We start from the raw sequence: 16,532 nt of genomic DNA on the forward strand, positions 1-16,532 counted from the left end.
TTAGACAATACGAGTGGCTTGAAAACTAACATTAACACTCATTTCTGATCTAAAATTAAAATCTTAAATCAATCAAATGTCAGATAACAAACCAGTAATAAGAACAGATGCACCGGCTCCGGAAGGATTTGAAGGAGAAGGCTTTTTCGCAACGAAACTGAGCAGTGTAATCGGGATGGCCAGAAAATTCTCTCTTTGGCCGCTGCCTTTTGCAACCTCTTGCTGCGGCATCGAGTTTATGGCAACCCTGAACCCAACGTATGACGCTTCTAGATTCGGGATGGAAAGAAACTCTTTCTCCCCGAGACAGGCAGATTTACTGATGGTTTGCGGAACCATATCCAAGAAATTAGGACCGGTCCTAAAAGAAGTATACACCCAGATGGCTGAGCCGAAATGGGTAGTTGCCGTAGGTGCTTGCGCATGCAGCGGTGGTATTTTTGACACGTATTCCGTATTGCAGGGAATCGATAAAATAATTCCCGTGGACGTATACGTTCCGGGATGCCCTCCCCGACCTGAGCAGATCATCGAAGGGGTAATGCAGGTTCAGGCTCTTGCAGAAAGCGAAAGCATCAGAAGAAGAGATACACCTGAATACCAGAAACTATTAGATTCTTACAATATTAGCAACTAACGGAAATGACCAACGAATTTGTATTAGAAGCCATCACAAGAGAATTTCCGGAATCCGTTATCGCAAGTTCGGAACCTTACGGGATGCTGACGGTTGAGGTAAAAAAAGAAGACCTGAAAAAAATCGTTCATTACCTGAAAGATTCTTCGCTGGAAATCAATTTCCTGACGGATGTATGCGGCATTCATTATCCTGAGTTTCCGGATAAGGAAATCGGAGTGGTTTACCACCTGCAGAATATGATGGCCAATTTCAGACTCCGTCTGAAAATCTTTATGTCCAGAGAAAACGTAGAAGTGGATTCTTTAGTGGATCTGTATGCAGGAGCCAACTGGATGGAAAGGGAAACCTATGATTTCTTCGGAATTAAATTTAAAGGCCACCCGGACCTCAGACCGATTCTGAATATGGAAGACCTGGGTTACCATCCGATGCTGAAGGAATACCGACTGGAAGACGGGACAAGGACCGATAAGAACGATGATATGTTCGGAAGATAAAAATATAAATGATTAATGATGATTGATCAGTAATCAATTATCACTTATCGATTATCAATTATATATTATGAAAGATAACTCATTATCTAATATACTTAACCAATACGAAAGTAAGGAACAGATTGACGGACAACTGTATACCCTCAATTTAGGACCTACCCACCCTGCAACGCACGGGATTTTCCAGAACATCTTAACGATGGACGGAGAAAGAATCCTTCACGCAGAGCAGACCGTGGGATATATCCACAGGGCATTTGAGAAAATTTCCGAAAGAAGGAATTATTCTCAAATCACTACCCTTACCGACCGTATGAATTACTGTTCTGCGCCGATCAATAACCTGGGTTGGCATATGACGGTTGAAAAACTGATCGGTGTTGAAGTTCCGAAGCGTGTAGACTATATGCGTGTGATTTTAATGGAACTTGCCAGAATCGGTGACCACCTGATCTGTAATGGGGTAACCGGGATGGATTCAGGAGCGATTACAGGGCTTACCTATATGTTCATCGAAAGAGAACGTATTTACGATATGTACGAGCAGATCTGCGGGGCAAGGATGACCACCAATATGGGAAGAATCGGAGGTTTTGAAAGAGATTTCACTCCGAAGTTCCATGAGCTGATCAAGGATTTCCTTAAAACCTTCCCTCCTAGATTTAAAGAATTCTGTACGCTTCTTGAGAGAAACAGAATCTTTATGGACAGAACCATCGGTGCAGGAGGCATTTCTGCAGAAAGAGCATTAAGCTACGGGTTTACCGGTCCGAATTTACGTGCAACAGGCGTCGACTATGATGTGAGAGTCGCACAGCCTTATTCTTCTTACCAGGATTTCGACTTTATCATCCCTGTGGGGACATCCGGAGATACTTACGACCGTTTCATGGTTCGTCAGCAGGAAATCTGGGAATCGATCAAAATTATCAAGCAAGCATACAAAAATCTTCCTGAAGGACCGTTCCACGCGGACGTTCCGGATTTCTACCTGCCAGAAAAAGCAGATGTATACCAGAAAATGGAAGCATTGATCTACCACTTCAAAATCGTAATGGGAGAAACCGACGTACCGAAAGGTGAAGTTTACCATGCGGTAGAAGGAGGAAACGGAGAATTAGGATTCTATCTGGTAAGTGACGGCGGAAGAAGCCCTTACCGACTGCACTTCAGAAGACCTTGCTTCATCTACTACCAGGCATATCCTGAAATGATTACAGGTTCTGTAATTTCTGATGCGATTGTTACCATGTGTAGTATGAATATCATTGCGGGAGAATTAGACGCATAAAACGGTAAAAAGTACAGTGTACCATGTGCAGTGTACTTAAAAATATAAACAGATAATAATACTTTGTACTTTGTACAATGTACATTTTACAACAAAATAAAATGAGCGAAACAATAGCTTTTAAACCGGAAAGTTTAGCACTGGTGCACAAGATGATGGCAAGATATCCTGAGGGAAGACAAAAATCGGCCCTTATTCCTGTACTTCACCTGGCACAGAAAGAATTCGGAGGATGGCTGGACGTTCCGGTAATGGATTATGTTGCGGAACTGCTGAGCATCAAGCCCATCGAAGTATACGAAGTGGCTACTTTCTATACCATGTTCAATATGAAACCGGTAGGTAAATATGTACTGGAAGTTTGCAGAACGGGGCCTTGCATGGTTTCGGGAAGCGAAAAAATCCTTAATCATATCCGAACCAAACTGAACATTAAGGACGGGGAAACTACGGAAGACGGAATGTTTACCCTGAAGCCGGCCGAATGCCTTGGAGCGTGCGGATATGCTCCGATGATGCAGCTGGGGAAATTCTTCCACGAAAATTTAACGATTGAAAAAGTAGACGAAATCCTTGATCTTTGCAGAGAAGGACAGGTTGCTTTGGACTAATTGAATTTTAATATCAAATAAATAAGAAGCGTACCACCGGAGCCAAAAGCTATCGGCCATTCGCTAAAAGCAAATAAAAATGAGTAAAAAACTTTTACTTAAAGACGCACATGTTGAAGGCATCCGCTATTTCGAAACCTACCGCAAGCAAGGAGGTTACGGAGCAGCAGAAAAAGCCCTGAAAATGACACCGGACGAAATCCTGGAAGAAGTAAAAGCTTCGGGACTTCGCGGACGTGGAGGCGCAGGATTCCCGACCGGGATGAAATGGAGCTTCCTGGCAAAACCGGAAGGCGTTCCGAGACACTTGGTGGTAAATGCCGACGAATCGGAGCCTGGAACATTCAAAGACCGTTATCTGATGGAATTCCTTCCTCATCTTCTGATCGAGGGAATGCTGATTTCATCATACTGTTTAGGTTCCAACACTTCGTACATCTATATCCGTGGGGAATATTCATGGATTCCGGATATTTTAGAAGAAGCGATTGAAGAGGCCAAAGCAGCAGGATTTTTAGGTAAAAATATATTAGGAACAGGTTTCGATCTTGAAATCTATGTTCAGAGAGGTGCCGGAGCCTACATCTGTGGGGAAGAAACGGCCTTGCTCGAATCTCTTGAAGGAAAAAGAGGAAACCCAAGACTGAAACCGCCATTCCCGGCTGTAAAAGGACTTTGGGAAAGACCAACCGTAGTAAACAACGTTGAATCGATTGCGGCTATTGTTCCGATCATCGATATTACCGGAGCGGAATATGCTAAAATCGGCGTAGGAAGATCTACCGGTACCAAACTGATTTCTGCCTGCGGAAACATCAACAAACCGGGCGTTTATGAAATCGATATGACGATTACCGTTGAAGAATTCATTTACTCAGAAGAATATTGTGGCGGAATTAAGGACGGAAAAAGACTGAAAGCCTGTATCCCGGGTGGAAGTTCCGTTCCGATCGTTCCTGCCAATTTGTTATTAAAAACCGTAAACGGAGAACCGAGATACATGAACTACGAATCTTTGGCTGATGGTGGTTTCGCTACCGGAACCATGATGGGTTCAGGAGGGTTCATCGTGTTGGATGAAGACCAGTGTGTGGTGGAACATACCATGACTTTGGCAAGATTCTACAACCACGAAAGCTGCGGACAATGTACGCCTTGCCGTGAAGGTACGGGATGGATGTACAAGATTTTGAAGAAAATCGAGAAAGGAGAAGGAAAAATGGAAGATATCGATCTGCTTTGGGACATCCAGAGAAAGATCGAAGGAAATACGATCTGCCCATTGGGTGATGCGGCGGCATGGCCGGTGGCAGCAGCGATCCGTCACTTCAGAGACGAGTTTGAATGGCACGTGAAAAATCCTGAGTTGTGTAAAACCCAGAATTACGGGCTTGCCCATTATGCAGATCCAATCCCTGCTGTTGAGAACAATGCTTAAGATGAAAAGTTTACTGGTAGCTGGGTTAATGATTTCGGGTTTTATCTTTGGACAAAGAGCGACAAATGATACGATAGGAGAATCAACCCTTGAAGAAGCTTGTGCTTTTCCTGGCAGATTATCTATTAAGCAAAAAGAAAAACCTTTACCATTAAGCAAAAAAGGACAGATGTTCGCTTTCTTCGGTTGGAACAGAGGCGCTTTCAGCAACTCGGACATTCATTTCACCGGAAACGGCTATGATTTTCAGCTGAACAATGTATCTGCAAAAGACAGACCTACGAAATTGGGGATTGTATATATCGATCCGTCTTGGTTTACCGTAGTTCAGTATAATTTCAGAGCAGGTTATTTTATTAAAGATAATTTGGCTTTGGTACTGGGAATCGATCACATGAAATATGTGATGAATCAAAACCAAACGGTTGATTTTTCAGGAACAATTTCAGATCCTAAATATGCAGCCATGGTACAGAACGGACAGGTAAATCTATCTGATGAGCAGTTCCTTACCTTTGAGCACACAGACGGTCTTAATTATGAAAATTTAGGACTTGAGAAATATAAAAATCTTGTTCACAAGAAAAATATAGACCTGGTATGGTCTTACGGAGCCGGTCTAGGTTTCATGTTTCCGAAAAGTAATGTAAAACTTTTTGGCAATGAACGGAGCGACCGTTTCCATGTAGCCGGTATGGCAACCGATCTGAGATCGAGTTTAAACCTGGTTTTCTGGAACCACTGGATGATCAGGGCAGAAGCCAAAGCCGGGTACATCAATATGTGGGACATTAAAACCACATTGAACAACAAACCGGATAAAGCCCGTCAGGATTTTGTTTTCGGACAGGTGCTGGCAGGAATCGGATATACATTTAATACGAAAAAGTATAATTAAACAGAGCTTAATGGCTAAGGCATAAGCGAAAAGCATAGAATATGAGCGAAGAGGTTAAAAAATTTAAAATAACTATAGACGGACAGACCACCGAAGTTTTGCCTGGAACTTCTATCCTGGAAGCTGCCAGACAGATCGGCGGAAAATCCGTACCTCCGGCAATGTGCTATTACAGCAAATTGGAAACCAGCGGAGGAAGATGCAGAACTTGCTTAGTGGAAGTTTCCAAAGGATCTGAAGCAGATCCGCGTCCTATGCCGAAATTGGTGGCAAGCTGCAGAACCAATGTAATGGACGGGATGGAAGTGAAAAACCTTTCTTCCGAAAAGGCACAGGAAGGCAGAAAAGCCGTAACTGAGTTTTTACTCTTGAACCACCCGTTAGACTGCCCGATTTGTGACCAGGCAGGAGAATGCCACCTTCAGGATCTTGGCTATGAGCACGGCGTGGAAAACACCAGAACGGAATTCGAAAGAAATACTTATGATGCCGATGACTTGGGGCCTCACATCAAACTGAATATGAACCGTTGCATCCTGTGTGCAAGATGCGTACTAGCTGCTAACCAGCTTACCGGAGAAAGAGAGCACGGAATCCTTTTCAGAGGAGATCACGCTGAAATTTCAACATATCTGAATAAAGCCCTTGATAATGATTTTATCGGAAACGTAATCGACGTTTGTCCGGTAGGGGCATTAACAGACAGAACCGCACGTTTTGCGAGCAGAGTATGGTTTACCAAACCGATGAATGCTTCTTGCAACTGTGGAAAATGTTCCGGAAAAGCAGTGGTTTGGATGAAAGGAGACGAAATTGTAAGGGTAACGGCCCGAAAAGACCAGTGGGGTGAAGTAGAAGAATTTATCTGCGATACCTGCCGTTTCGAAAGAAAGAGCCTGAGCGACTGGAACATCGAAGGTCCTAGACATATCGACAGACATTCGGTGATTTCACTCAACCATTACGAGAAGCCTAAAGACGAATTGAGAGTCCTAGATAATCCGATGGCAAAAGAGATCAGCGAAAAAGACGAAAAATAAAGAGTTGGATGCTGGAAGAAGGAAGCCGGAAGTTTAATATAAAACTCACCTACTGCTTTCAACATCAGCTGTTTAAAAATATAAAAAATTGGTAATGTGATGATGAGTCGATGCCACGATGTACTGAACATCCAGCTCCGGCTCCCATCTTCAAACATTTAAATAAAAATGGATTTAATTACATTTAAACTTATACTTGTATTAGCACTTTTCCTGCTTTCGCTGACGATCGCAGCCTACTCTACCTGGGCGGAAAGAAAAGTAGCATCTATCATGCAGGACAGGATCGGGCCGAACAGAGCCGGGCCTTTCGGATTGCTGCAGCCTCTTGCGGATGGTGGAAAGTTTTTCTTTAAAGAAGATTTCACCCCTGCCAATGCGGAAAAATTCCTTTTCGTGTTGGGTCCGGCATTGGTGATGTTTATTTCATTGATTACCGGAGCGGTTATTCCTTGGGGTAAAAGTTTAAATATCGCCGGTACTTCGTACGATCTTCAGGTGGCAAACATCGACGTAGGAGTTCTTTTCATTATCGGAATGGCTTCTATCGGGGTTTACGGGATTATGATCGGAGGCTGGGCTTCCAACAACAAATATTCATTACTTGGGGCCATCCGTGCTTCTTCACAGATGATTTCTTACGAATTGGCAATGGGATTGGCTTTGCTTTCCATCATTATGATGACGGGAAGTCTTGATCTTAAAGAAATTACGGCAAGCCAGACCAACGGAAAATTGTGGGGCTTTATTCCATGGGTTTCCGGACTGAACTGGAATATCTTTTATCAGCCGATTGCTTTCCTTGTTTTCTTCGTTGCTGCTTTGGCAGAAACCAACAGACACCCTTTTGATTTACCGGAATGTGAATCTGAATTGGTAACCGGATATTCTACGGAATATTCTTCGATGAAATTAGGATTGTACATGTTCGGTGAATATGTGAATATGTTTATCTCCAATGCTTTCATGGTCGTTCTTTTCTTCGGAGGATACAATTATCCGGGAATTGAATGGGTAACGCAGCACTGGGGTGAAAATACCGCAGGAATTTTAAGTGTTGTGGCATTTTTAACCAAGACGGTAATCGGAATCCTGATCTTCATGTGGATCAGATGGACACTGCCGAGATTCAGATACGATCAGTTAATGCACCTGGGATGGAAAACGCTGATCCCGATGGCATTGGTAAATTTATTAATTACAGGAGCCGTAATCTTAGCTTTTGCCAATTAATCATCTGAAATAAATTAATTTGAAAATTTGATAATGTGACGATGAGCTGCTGTGACGATGAAATTTCCATCTCTCCGCCTCCATCTTCTAACATTTAATAATAAAAAATAAATGAAACTTACAAACAGATCAAAAGTTGTTTCCAATAAAGAAATGACCCTTGCTGAAAAAATCTACCTGCCTGCAATCTTTACAGGGATGGGGATTACCTTTAAGCATGCTGTAAGAACCGTACTGAAAGGAGCACCCGCTGTATATGCGTATCCGGAAGTACAGAAGCCGAGAGCAGAAATCTGGAGAGGCCAGCACGTTTTGAAAAGAGACGAAGAAGGCAGAGAAAGATGCACCGCTTGCGGACTTTGTGCGGTGGCATGCCCTGCAGAGGCCATTACCATGACGGCTGCTGAAAGAACAAAAGAGGAAAAGCACCTGTACCGGGAAGAAAAATATGCATCGGTATATGAAATCAATATGCTAAGATGTATCTTTTGCGGGATGTGCGAAGAAGCCTGCCCGAAATCTGCGATCTATCTTACCGACCGTTTGGTAGACGTGGAAACCAACAGAGGTTCTTTCATTTACGGAAAAGACAAATTGGTGGAAAAAATAAATGAAAGGATTGATATCACTGAAAGACAGTCCGAGAAACAAAAAAATGCGGTAAAATAATGGATCAGTTTTTATTTTTCTTGGTGGCGTTTTTAGCAGTGGCAAGTGCGGTGTATTTCGTATTTGCAAGAAATCCTCTCTATGCTATTTTGTCATTAATTGTTACAATGTTTTCGATTGCGGGTATGTACATTCTCCTGAATGCACAGTTTCTTGCGATTATCCAGATTATAGTATATGCCGGGGCGATCATGGTATTGTTCCTGTACATCCTGATGATGCTTAACCTTAATAAGCAAGACGAAAGTAAGAAGAACAATACTTTAAAGTTTGCCGGTGTTTTTACGGCAGGTCTTCTGTTAATTGGAGTTTTGGGAGTATTCAGAGGCGTACAGCAGAATCATGTGGCTGTAGCAGATGCTGATGGAAGCATCGGGCTTACCAAAAACCTGGGCAGACTTTTGTTTAATGAATATGTTTTACCGTTTGAGCTTGCATCCATCCTTATTCTGGCAGGTATTGTAGGTGCGGTATTAATCGGTAAAAAAGATTTATAAAATTATGGGAGAAGTAAATACATTTATACAAAGCATCCCTCTGAACTACTTCATCATCCTTTCGTCAGTATTATTCTGTCTGGGCGTGTTGGGCGTATTGCTGAGAAAAAATGCTATTGTTATTTTGGGTTGTGTAGAGCTTATGCTGAATTCGGTAAACCTTTTACTCGCTGCATTTTCGGCGTACAAAGGAAACGGCGACGGACAACTTTTAGTTTTCTTCATTATGGTGGTGGCTGCTGCGGAAGTGGCAGTAGGTCTGGCAATTATTGCTATGCTTTATAGAAATACCCGTTCTGTTGATGTAAGTATATTTAATAAATTAAGAGGATAAGAATGGAAAATTTAGTGTATGCAATAATACTTTTACCACTTTTAGGTTTTCTTATTAACGGGTTATTCGGGAAAAATCTTCCAAAAATTGTTGTAGGGAGTTTGGCTACGGCAATGGTTTTTGCCTCTTTCTGCATCGCAGTAAGTATTTTCCTGGGTTTCAATTCCGAAAGCCAGCCTGTAATTGTAAAAGCTTTTGAATGGTTCAGGGTAAACGGGGTTCAGATCAATTTCGGATTCCAGATCGATCAGCTGTCTTTGATGATGGTGATGATCATTACAGGAATCGGTTCTTTGATTCATCTCTACTCTATCGGATATATGAGCCACGATAAAGGTTTCTATAAGTTTTTCACTTATCTGAACTTGTTTATCTTCTCCATGTTACTTTTGGTAATGGGAAGCAACTACCTGATCCTGTTCATCGGATGGGAAGGCGTAGGATTGTGTTCCTATTTACTGATCGGGTTCTGGTATACCAACGAAGAATACGGTAAAGCAGCAAGAAAAGCATTCATCATGAACAGAATCGGTGACCTTGCGTTGCTGATCGGGATTTTCATGTTGGCTTCTCAGACCAATGCTGTCGATTATCTTACCATTAGAGAAAATGCAGGAAAATTTGAACTGGACGGAAGCGTAATCATCTTTATTACGGCAAGTTTATTTATCGGTGCTACCGGTAAATCGGCTCAGGTTCCTCTATATACATGGCTTCCGGATGCGATGGCCGGCCCTACCCCTGTTTCTGCGTTAATTCACGCGGCGACGATGGTAACGGCAGGGATCTATCTGGTGGTACGTTCCAACTTCTTATTCACACTGGCGCCAAGCGTTCAGGACGGAATTTTATTCATCGGCTTCCTAACGGCTGCGCTGGCAGGATTCTACGCCCTGCGTCAGAACGACATTAAAAAAGTTTTGGCCTACTCTACCGTTTCACAGCTTGGATTCATGTTCATTGCTTTAGGATTGGGTGCTTATACAACTGCCATGTTCCACGTAATGACACACGCTTTCTTTAAAGCCCTGTTATTCTTAGGAGCAGGATCTGTAATCCACGCGATGAGCAACGAACAGGATATGCGTTTCATGGGAGGATTGAAAAAATACATTCCTCTTACGCATGCTACTTTCCTGATCGGAACCCTTGCTATTTCAGGATTCCCTCTTCTATCGGGGATGATCTCAAAAGACGAAATTCTGGTAGCTGCCTTTGCTAAAAACCCGATCTATTGGGTAATGTTATTTATTTTAGCGGCAGTTACGGCAACTTATATGTTCAGACTGTATTATCTTACTTTCCACGGGGAGTTCAGAGGTACGGAAGAACAGAAACATCATCTGCATGAAAGCCCGTCTAATATGACGCTGCCTTTGATCGTACTGGCTATCTTTTCCGTAGTAGGCGGTTTTATCAACCTTCCTCACTTCATCGGACATGGTCATTACGCCAAATTAATGGAATGGCTTAAGCCGGTGCTTACTGAGGAGAGCTACAACCAGATGGAAGCTACCCTTTCGGGAGTTCCTTTCGGTACTGAAATGATTCTTTTAGGCGCAACGGTTTTAATGTTCTTCTGTGTTTGGTTTTTTGTTAAAAATACATACGTCAACAAGAAAAAGCAGGCCTTGCCGGAAGAAATGTACACCGGATGGGAAAAACTGTCTGCCAAGAAATTATATGTTGACGAACTTTACAATGCGATTATTGTAAAAACTGTTGAAGGATTAGGACGCGGAGGAAGAATGTTTGATAAAGGAATTCTTGACCGTTTTGTAGACTTCGTAGGCGACGGCGCTGAAGACAGCGGAAGAGCCATGAAGCGTATCCAGAACGGAAATGTGGAGAACTATATTCTTATCATGTCTTTGGCGGTGGGAATTATATTAATTGTTAACTTTTTATTACAATAATAATGTCGGGTTTGTTATTAACATTATTGCTATTACCTCTGGTAGGTTCGGGATTAGTTTTTGCCTGGAAAAACAATTCCAGCAAATATTTGGCACTGGGAATTGCGTTGGTACAGATGCTCGTTACCTTCTACATTGCAGCGGATTTTGATTTTAATCCGACGGTAGACAGCGTATTGCAGCACGAGATCAATTACCCTTGGTCACAGTTTATGAAGAGCTCTCTTCACTTCGGGATCGATGGGATGAGCCTTCTTCTTTTATTGCTGACGAATATTTTAACGCCGATTATTATTCTATCTTCTTTCAATGAAAATGTAAGCTACAGAAATACATTCTACGGACTGATTCTGATGATGCAGTTCGGGTTGGTAGGTGTTTTCACATCGCTGGACGGATTGCTGTTCTACATTTTCTGGGAAGTAACCTTGATTCCGATCTGGTTTATTGCCGGGCTTTGGGGTCAGGAAAATAAAAGACTTGAATTCACAACGAAGTTCTTCGTCTATACCTTTGTAGGATCATTATTTATGTTAGCCGGATTGATCTATGTGTACAACCACTCTGCATCATTCGCGCTTACGGACTTATATAATGCCCAGCTGAACGAAACGCAGCAAACGGTGGTATTCTGGTTTATCTTCTTTGCTTTTGCAGTGAAGTTACCGGTATTCCCTTTCCACACCTGGCAGCCGGATACCTATACGTATTCACCGACTCAGGGATCGATGCTTCTATCGGGGATCATGCTAAAAATGGCGATTTACGGGGTGATGCGTTATTTACTGCCGATCACACCGCTTCCTATTGCTGGGATTTCGGGGCAGATCGTAATTATTCTGGCTATCGTAGGAATTGTTCACGGTGCTTTAATCGCGATCATCCAGACCGATATGAAGAAGATCATTGCTTATTCTTCTTTCTCCCACGTAGGACTGATGGTGGCGGGTATTTTTGCTTCTGCCGTAATTTCCCTGAGAGGAACGTTCAACATCGAAGGAGCTGAAGGAGCTTTGGTACAGACTTTTGCCCACGGTATCAACGTGGTGGGTCTGTTCTACTGCTGTGATATTTTATATAAGAGATTTAAATCGAGAGACATCCGACAGATGGGAGGGCTTGCAAAAGTAGCACCGAAATTTGCCGTATTGTTCCTGATCATCATTCTGGGTTCAATGGGCGTTCCATTGACCAACGGATTTATCGGAGAATTTATCTTGTTGAAATCTGTGTATGATTTTAACGGGTTAGCAGCAGTAATCGCTGGTCTTACGGTAATCCTTGCCGCAGTCTATCTGTTGAGATTCTACGGAAAGGCGATGTTCGGACAAGGTGATGAAGCCGTATTGAGTACAGCAAAAGACCTTTCGGCAGTAGAATTCTCGGTATTGGCCAGTTTAGCGGTTTTTGTGATCGTATTCGGTATTTTCCCGCAGCCGATCATCGAGATGGTGAATAGTTCGTTGAAGTTTATCTACCAATCAATGGTAAGCTAATTTGATATTTTAAAAAATGAGTGTTTTAATTATTGTTTTCCTAACGGCAGTTGTTGCGTTATTTTCAGGAGTTTTTGAACAAGGGAAATTCGCAAGATACATTGGGATTTTGGGATTAATCATCGCATTATGGGTAAGTTTTATGCCGGAACTTTCGTTCTTCGGACAGTACAGGCATATGTATGACTATACCGAAAATACGGCGCTGTTCACTAAAATATCAATCGTAACGACTTTATTGTTGTTCTTTTTGGGAGGGTTTGCCTTCAGCAACCACAGAAGCCACCAATCGGAACTGTACGCTTTGATGCTTTTTGCTCTTTGCGGTGGGATCATCCTTTTCGGATACCAAAACCTGGTAACGCTGTTCCTGGGAGTGGAAATTCTTTCGATTCCTTTATATGTAATGGCCGGAGCCAACAAAACGGATCTGAGATCTAACGAAGCTTCGATTAAATATTTCTTAATGGGTGCATTTGCGACAGGTTTCTTACTGTTTGGTATTGCATTCATCTACGGAAGTACAGGAAGTTTCGATTTATATAAAATCCAGGATTTCGGAGTTTCGAATCCTAAAGATGTGATGTTTATTCTTGGGGTGTTGCTTATTCTATGTGCTCTGGCATTTAAAGTAGCATTGGCACCTTTCCACATGTGGAGCCCTGACGTATATTACGGAGCACCTTCACTGATCACAGCCTTTATGGCAAGTGTGGTGAAGATCTCAGGATTTTTTGCCCTGTTCAGACTGATGACTATCGGATTTGGAGGAGTAACGGCAGAATGGATCAACGTTTTCGGGGTATTCCTGATCATTACTTTACTATTGGCGAATGTAATGGGTCTTGCCCAGACCAACGCCAAAAGAATGCTGGCTTACTCTTCGGTTTCCCACGCGGGATACATCGGATTGGTATTCTTCGGAATGACGAGCCTTTCCACTTATAACCTGGCATTCTACCTGTTTGCTTATGCTTTATCAACCGTAGGGGTTTTCATGTGCCTGATCTATGTTGAAAAACTGAAAAGAGAAACATCTTTCGGAGCTTTCAAAGGATTGGCAAAAACAGAACCTCTGCTTGCAACGGCAGCAGCAATTTCCATGCTTTCCATGGCAGGGATTCCTTTAACAGCCGGTTTCATGGGTAAATTTGCCTTGTTTTCCCAGGCAATGAACTCCAATCACGGGGTATTCCTGGTATTGGTCGCGGTATTAGGCTCCGCCCTTTCTATTGCTTATTATTTAAGACTGATCATTTCCATGTTCTTCTTTAAAGAAAGCTCATTCAAATCTTCTGAAAAGGTAACCCTTACTTATAATATTGTAGCGGTATTTGTTATTGCTTCGATTATTGTATTGGGTGTGTTCCCGGATCTATTTGCAAGACAGTTCGGATTATAAAATATTTTATAAATCCTCACCATATAAAAGCACAGCCTTCAGGGTTGTGCTTTTTTTCTTACAAATCCGAAAGACAGAAAAAGATTTCGAATACAATAAAAGCTTAGTTTAAATAAATACGTTTTACTTCAACGTTGTGCATGAGCCTGAAAACTTTATTGGGACTTTTTTTAAGCTAAAACTCTTATTCAAAGCTCCGGATTCGTCCTACCAATCATAGTTTTTTCATACCTTTACTTTAAATTTCAGCTTTGTCGGACCTCTATAAAAAAGACACTCCCTTTCAGGTTTATATTTCATTCAAAAAATATTTGGATGTATTGGAACATATCCGGTACAACGACCGCCTGGAGTACCGCGTCAATTATGCTGAATCCCTGATTGAAAAAACAAAAAACTTCCGCGAACTGAGGGACGGGTTCGAGGATACCCGCTTGCTTGAAAAAAATGAAGACCTCATCCGGCTTCTTCTGGCAGACCTCTTTCCTACAGGTCTAACCAATAACGAAATAAAAGCAGCCGGTATTCCCCTTTCCAACATTACTTTCAACTATACCGAAAGATTTAAGGCGATACTGAAAGATGCCGGAAAAGACTTTGAAATAGAGCTTCGGAATATCGACGATGATGAGTTTTACGTATTCTGTTGCTGCCTGATCTTACAAAGTTATTTTAAAAGAGACATTAAAAGCACCCTCCCGCTATACTATGACATTCCCAACAGGCAGGGAATCATGAAGCATTATAAAATTTCGGTGAATGCCGATTTTACGGAAGTCTATCCTACGGAAGGCGCCCGAATCCCTTCGGAGGAAGTAATCGATATGCTTCTCGAAAACCTGGATGATTTCAAGCTCTGGAAGAAATATTTCCCTTCCAAATCCTGGGTTTTAACAGGCTTTTCAATCGTTTCTCTGGTCGACTGCACTTCTGAAGTAGCCTTGTCAGACCTTAAGTCCAGCATGATCCAGATCGATCCCGAAAACCTGAAGCCGGACGAAAACCTCAGGGAAATTTTCAAATCTTATTTCGATGTTGCCCAGCTGAGCTTCGGGCTCATGCTCTTCAATGAAAAAGACCAACGGCTGGAAAAGCTCCCGATCTATGAAAACGTCTTTACCAACCACATCTTGGATTTCTGGATCAATACCTTTGATGAAGAAATCCGGAAAAATACATTTACCAATCTGAATCATAATTCCAGGCCGATTGTGGTTTCCAATATCGAAAACCTGGACGATGAGATCAAATCGCTGCCCTCATTCAGGATCCTGAGAGACAACGAGATTAACAGCTTTATGGTAATTCCGATTATGAAAGACGGCGCGCTGATCGCCATGATGGAATTTACCTCCCCTATTCCGAACAGCTTCAACGGACTGAAACTGAAAAAAATGGAATTTTTTACGGATATGATCCTGTTCTCGCTCAATCGGTTCAGCTTTGAGAAGAACTATCAGATCGAAGCAATTATCCAGAGGGAATACACCACCATCCATGACAGTGTGGTCTGGAAATTCAGGAATGAAGCGGAACGGTATTTCAACGCCTCGCTGGCCAAAAAGATCTATACCTTAAAACAGATAGCCTTTAAAAATCTTACACCGCTTTTCGGCTTTTCCGACATCCGGTCTTCTTCGGAGAAAAGGTACTACCTGATGCTTGAAGATCTTAACCAGCAGATCCATTGCCTCCAGGAAATTTTTGCTCTGATCAATTCGGACTCAGAGAAATACATCCTGGCCCTTGACATTTTTGAAAACGAACTGAACCATGAAATAAAGGCAGATACCGAGCAGCGATTCCAGAGATTGCTGCGGGACGAGATCCACCCTTTTCTTCAGGGCAAGCTTGAAATAAAATCATCCAGTGAAGTAAAGGCCAAAATCAAAGATTATTTCACCCAGGTTTTTGTGCAGAACGGGCTTTTCTACGCAAAAAGAAAAAGCCTGGACGATTCCATTACCCTGGTCAACCGAAAGCTGGCGGATGTACTGGATGAAGCCCAAATCAAGGCCCAGCAGATCTTCCCGCATTATTACGAAAGATTCAAGTCCGACGGCGTTGAACATAATCTGTATACAGGACAGACCATTGCTCCCGATCTGAATTACCATTTTAAAGTAGTCCATAAGCTGAGATACTGGCAGCTAAAGACCATCTGCAATATGGAACTCGAATTCCGGAACTTCAGAAAGGATCTTCCCATTCATCTTGAGATCGCTTCCCTGATTTTTGTTTACAACGAAAAAATAGACATCCGCTTCAGAATGGATGAAAAACGTTTTGATGTAGACGGTGCTTATAATTCGTATTACGAAATCATCAAAAAACGCCTGGACAAAGCGCATATAAAAGATTCCGAAGACCGGATTACCTGTCCCGGAAAAATCACCGTGGTGTATTTTGGTATGGAAAACCAACGGGAATATCTGGATTACATCAGCAGGCTTCAGAAAAAAGGAATTCTTCAGAACGACACGGAGTTTTTTAAGGTAGAAGACCTTCAGGGTATTACCGGGCTCCTGGGATTGAGGGTTTCTTTAGCATAAAAAACTCATCCAAATTAC

General features: G+C 42.3%; 15 protein-coding genes. All 15 read left to right on the forward strand.

Annotation, left to right across the window (positions count from 1 at the left end; all coding sequences use genetic code 11):
* Positions 1–76 precede the first annotated feature (76 nt).
* Entirely contained in the window at positions 77–637 is a 561-nt protein-coding gene (locus QE422_RS18685; protein ID WP_149248588.1) for an NADH-quinone oxidoreductase subunit B, read from the forward strand.
* 5 nt (positions 638–642) lie between these two features.
* Entirely contained in the window at positions 643–1,137 is a 495-nt protein-coding gene (locus QE422_RS18690; protein WP_294300051.1) for an NADH-quinone oxidoreductase subunit C, read from the forward strand.
* A gap of 67 nt (positions 1,138–1,204) precedes the next feature.
* Positions 1,205–2,428, forward strand: coding sequence for an NADH dehydrogenase (quinone) subunit D (nuoD, locus tag QE422_RS18695; protein WP_307461684.1), 1,224 nt, complete (start codon positions 1,205–1,207; stop codon positions 2,426–2,428).
* Positions 2,429–2,529: 101 nt separating this feature from the next.
* Positions 2,530–3,039 (forward strand): NAD(P)H-dependent oxidoreductase subunit E, encoded by a 510-nt coding sequence (nuoE, locus tag QE422_RS18700; RefSeq protein WP_294198523.1) that lies wholly within the window; start codon positions 2,530–2,532, stop codon positions 3,037–3,039.
* Between the two features lie 79 nt (positions 3,040–3,118).
* Positions 3,119–4,477 carry an NADH-quinone oxidoreductase subunit NuoF gene (nuoF, locus tag QE422_RS18705; RefSeq protein WP_307461686.1) on the forward strand — a complete coding sequence of 453 codons (1,359 nt, stop codon included), beginning with the start codon at positions 3,119–3,121 and terminating at the stop codon, positions 4,475–4,477.
* 1 nt (position 4,478) lies between these two features.
* Positions 4,479–5,375 (forward strand): hypothetical protein, encoded by an 897-nt coding sequence (locus QE422_RS18710; RefSeq protein ID WP_307461689.1) that lies wholly within the window; start codon positions 4,479–4,481, stop codon positions 5,373–5,375.
* Between the two features lie 41 nt (positions 5,376–5,416).
* Positions 5,417–6,415 (forward strand): 2Fe-2S iron-sulfur cluster-binding protein, encoded by a 999-nt coding sequence (locus QE422_RS18715; RefSeq protein WP_294224835.1) that lies wholly within the window; start codon positions 5,417–5,419, stop codon positions 6,413–6,415.
* 168 nt (positions 6,416–6,583) lie between these two features.
* A complete protein-coding gene (gene nuoH / locus QE422_RS18720) occupies positions 6,584–7,648 on the forward strand; it encodes an NADH-quinone oxidoreductase subunit NuoH (protein ID WP_294224832.1) in 1,065 nt (354 codons plus the stop codon).
* 111 nt (positions 7,649–7,759) lie between these two features.
* Complete coding sequence (locus QE422_RS18725) at positions 7,760–8,317, forward strand: NADH-quinone oxidoreductase subunit I (RefSeq protein WP_149248595.1); 558 nt, start codon at positions 7,760–7,762, stop codon at positions 8,315–8,317.
* Positions 8,317–8,814, forward strand: coding sequence for an NADH-quinone oxidoreductase subunit J (locus QE422_RS18730; RefSeq protein ID WP_294300079.1), 498 nt, complete (start codon positions 8,317–8,319; stop codon positions 8,812–8,814). Before QE422_RS18725 ends, QE422_RS18730 begins: the two co-directional genes overlap by 1 nt.
* A 4-nt stretch (positions 8,815–8,818) precedes the next feature.
* Entirely contained in the window at positions 8,819–9,148 is a 330-nt protein-coding gene (gene nuoK / locus QE422_RS18735; RefSeq protein WP_027380123.1) for an NADH-quinone oxidoreductase subunit NuoK, read from the forward strand.
* Positions 9,149–9,150: 2 nt separating this feature from the next.
* Positions 9,151–11,064, forward strand: coding sequence for an NADH-quinone oxidoreductase subunit L (gene nuoL / locus QE422_RS18740; RefSeq protein ID WP_307461699.1), 1,914 nt, complete (start codon positions 9,151–9,153; stop codon positions 11,062–11,064).
* 2 nt (positions 11,065–11,066) lie between these two features.
* Positions 11,067–12,560 carry a NuoM family protein gene (locus QE422_RS18745; protein WP_307461701.1) on the forward strand — a complete coding sequence of 498 codons (1,494 nt, stop codon included), beginning with the start codon at positions 11,067–11,069 and terminating at the stop codon, positions 12,558–12,560.
* A 16-nt stretch (positions 12,561–12,576) separates the two neighbouring features.
* A complete protein-coding gene (locus tag QE422_RS18750) occupies positions 12,577–13,962 on the forward strand; it encodes an NADH-quinone oxidoreductase subunit N (protein WP_307461703.1) in 1,386 nt (461 codons plus the stop codon).
* Positions 13,963–14,213: 251 nt separating this feature from the next.
* Complete coding sequence (locus QE422_RS18755; protein ID WP_307461706.1) at positions 14,214–16,514, forward strand: GAF domain-containing protein; 2,301 nt, start codon at positions 14,214–14,216, stop codon at positions 16,512–16,514.
* The last annotated feature ends 18 nt before the right edge of the window (positions 16,515–16,532 follow it).

Origin of the sequence: Chryseobacterium sp. SORGH_AS_0447, from assembly GCF_030818695.1 — a bacterium.
GTDB lineage: Bacteria > Bacteroidota > Bacteroidia > Flavobacteriales > Weeksellaceae > Chryseobacterium.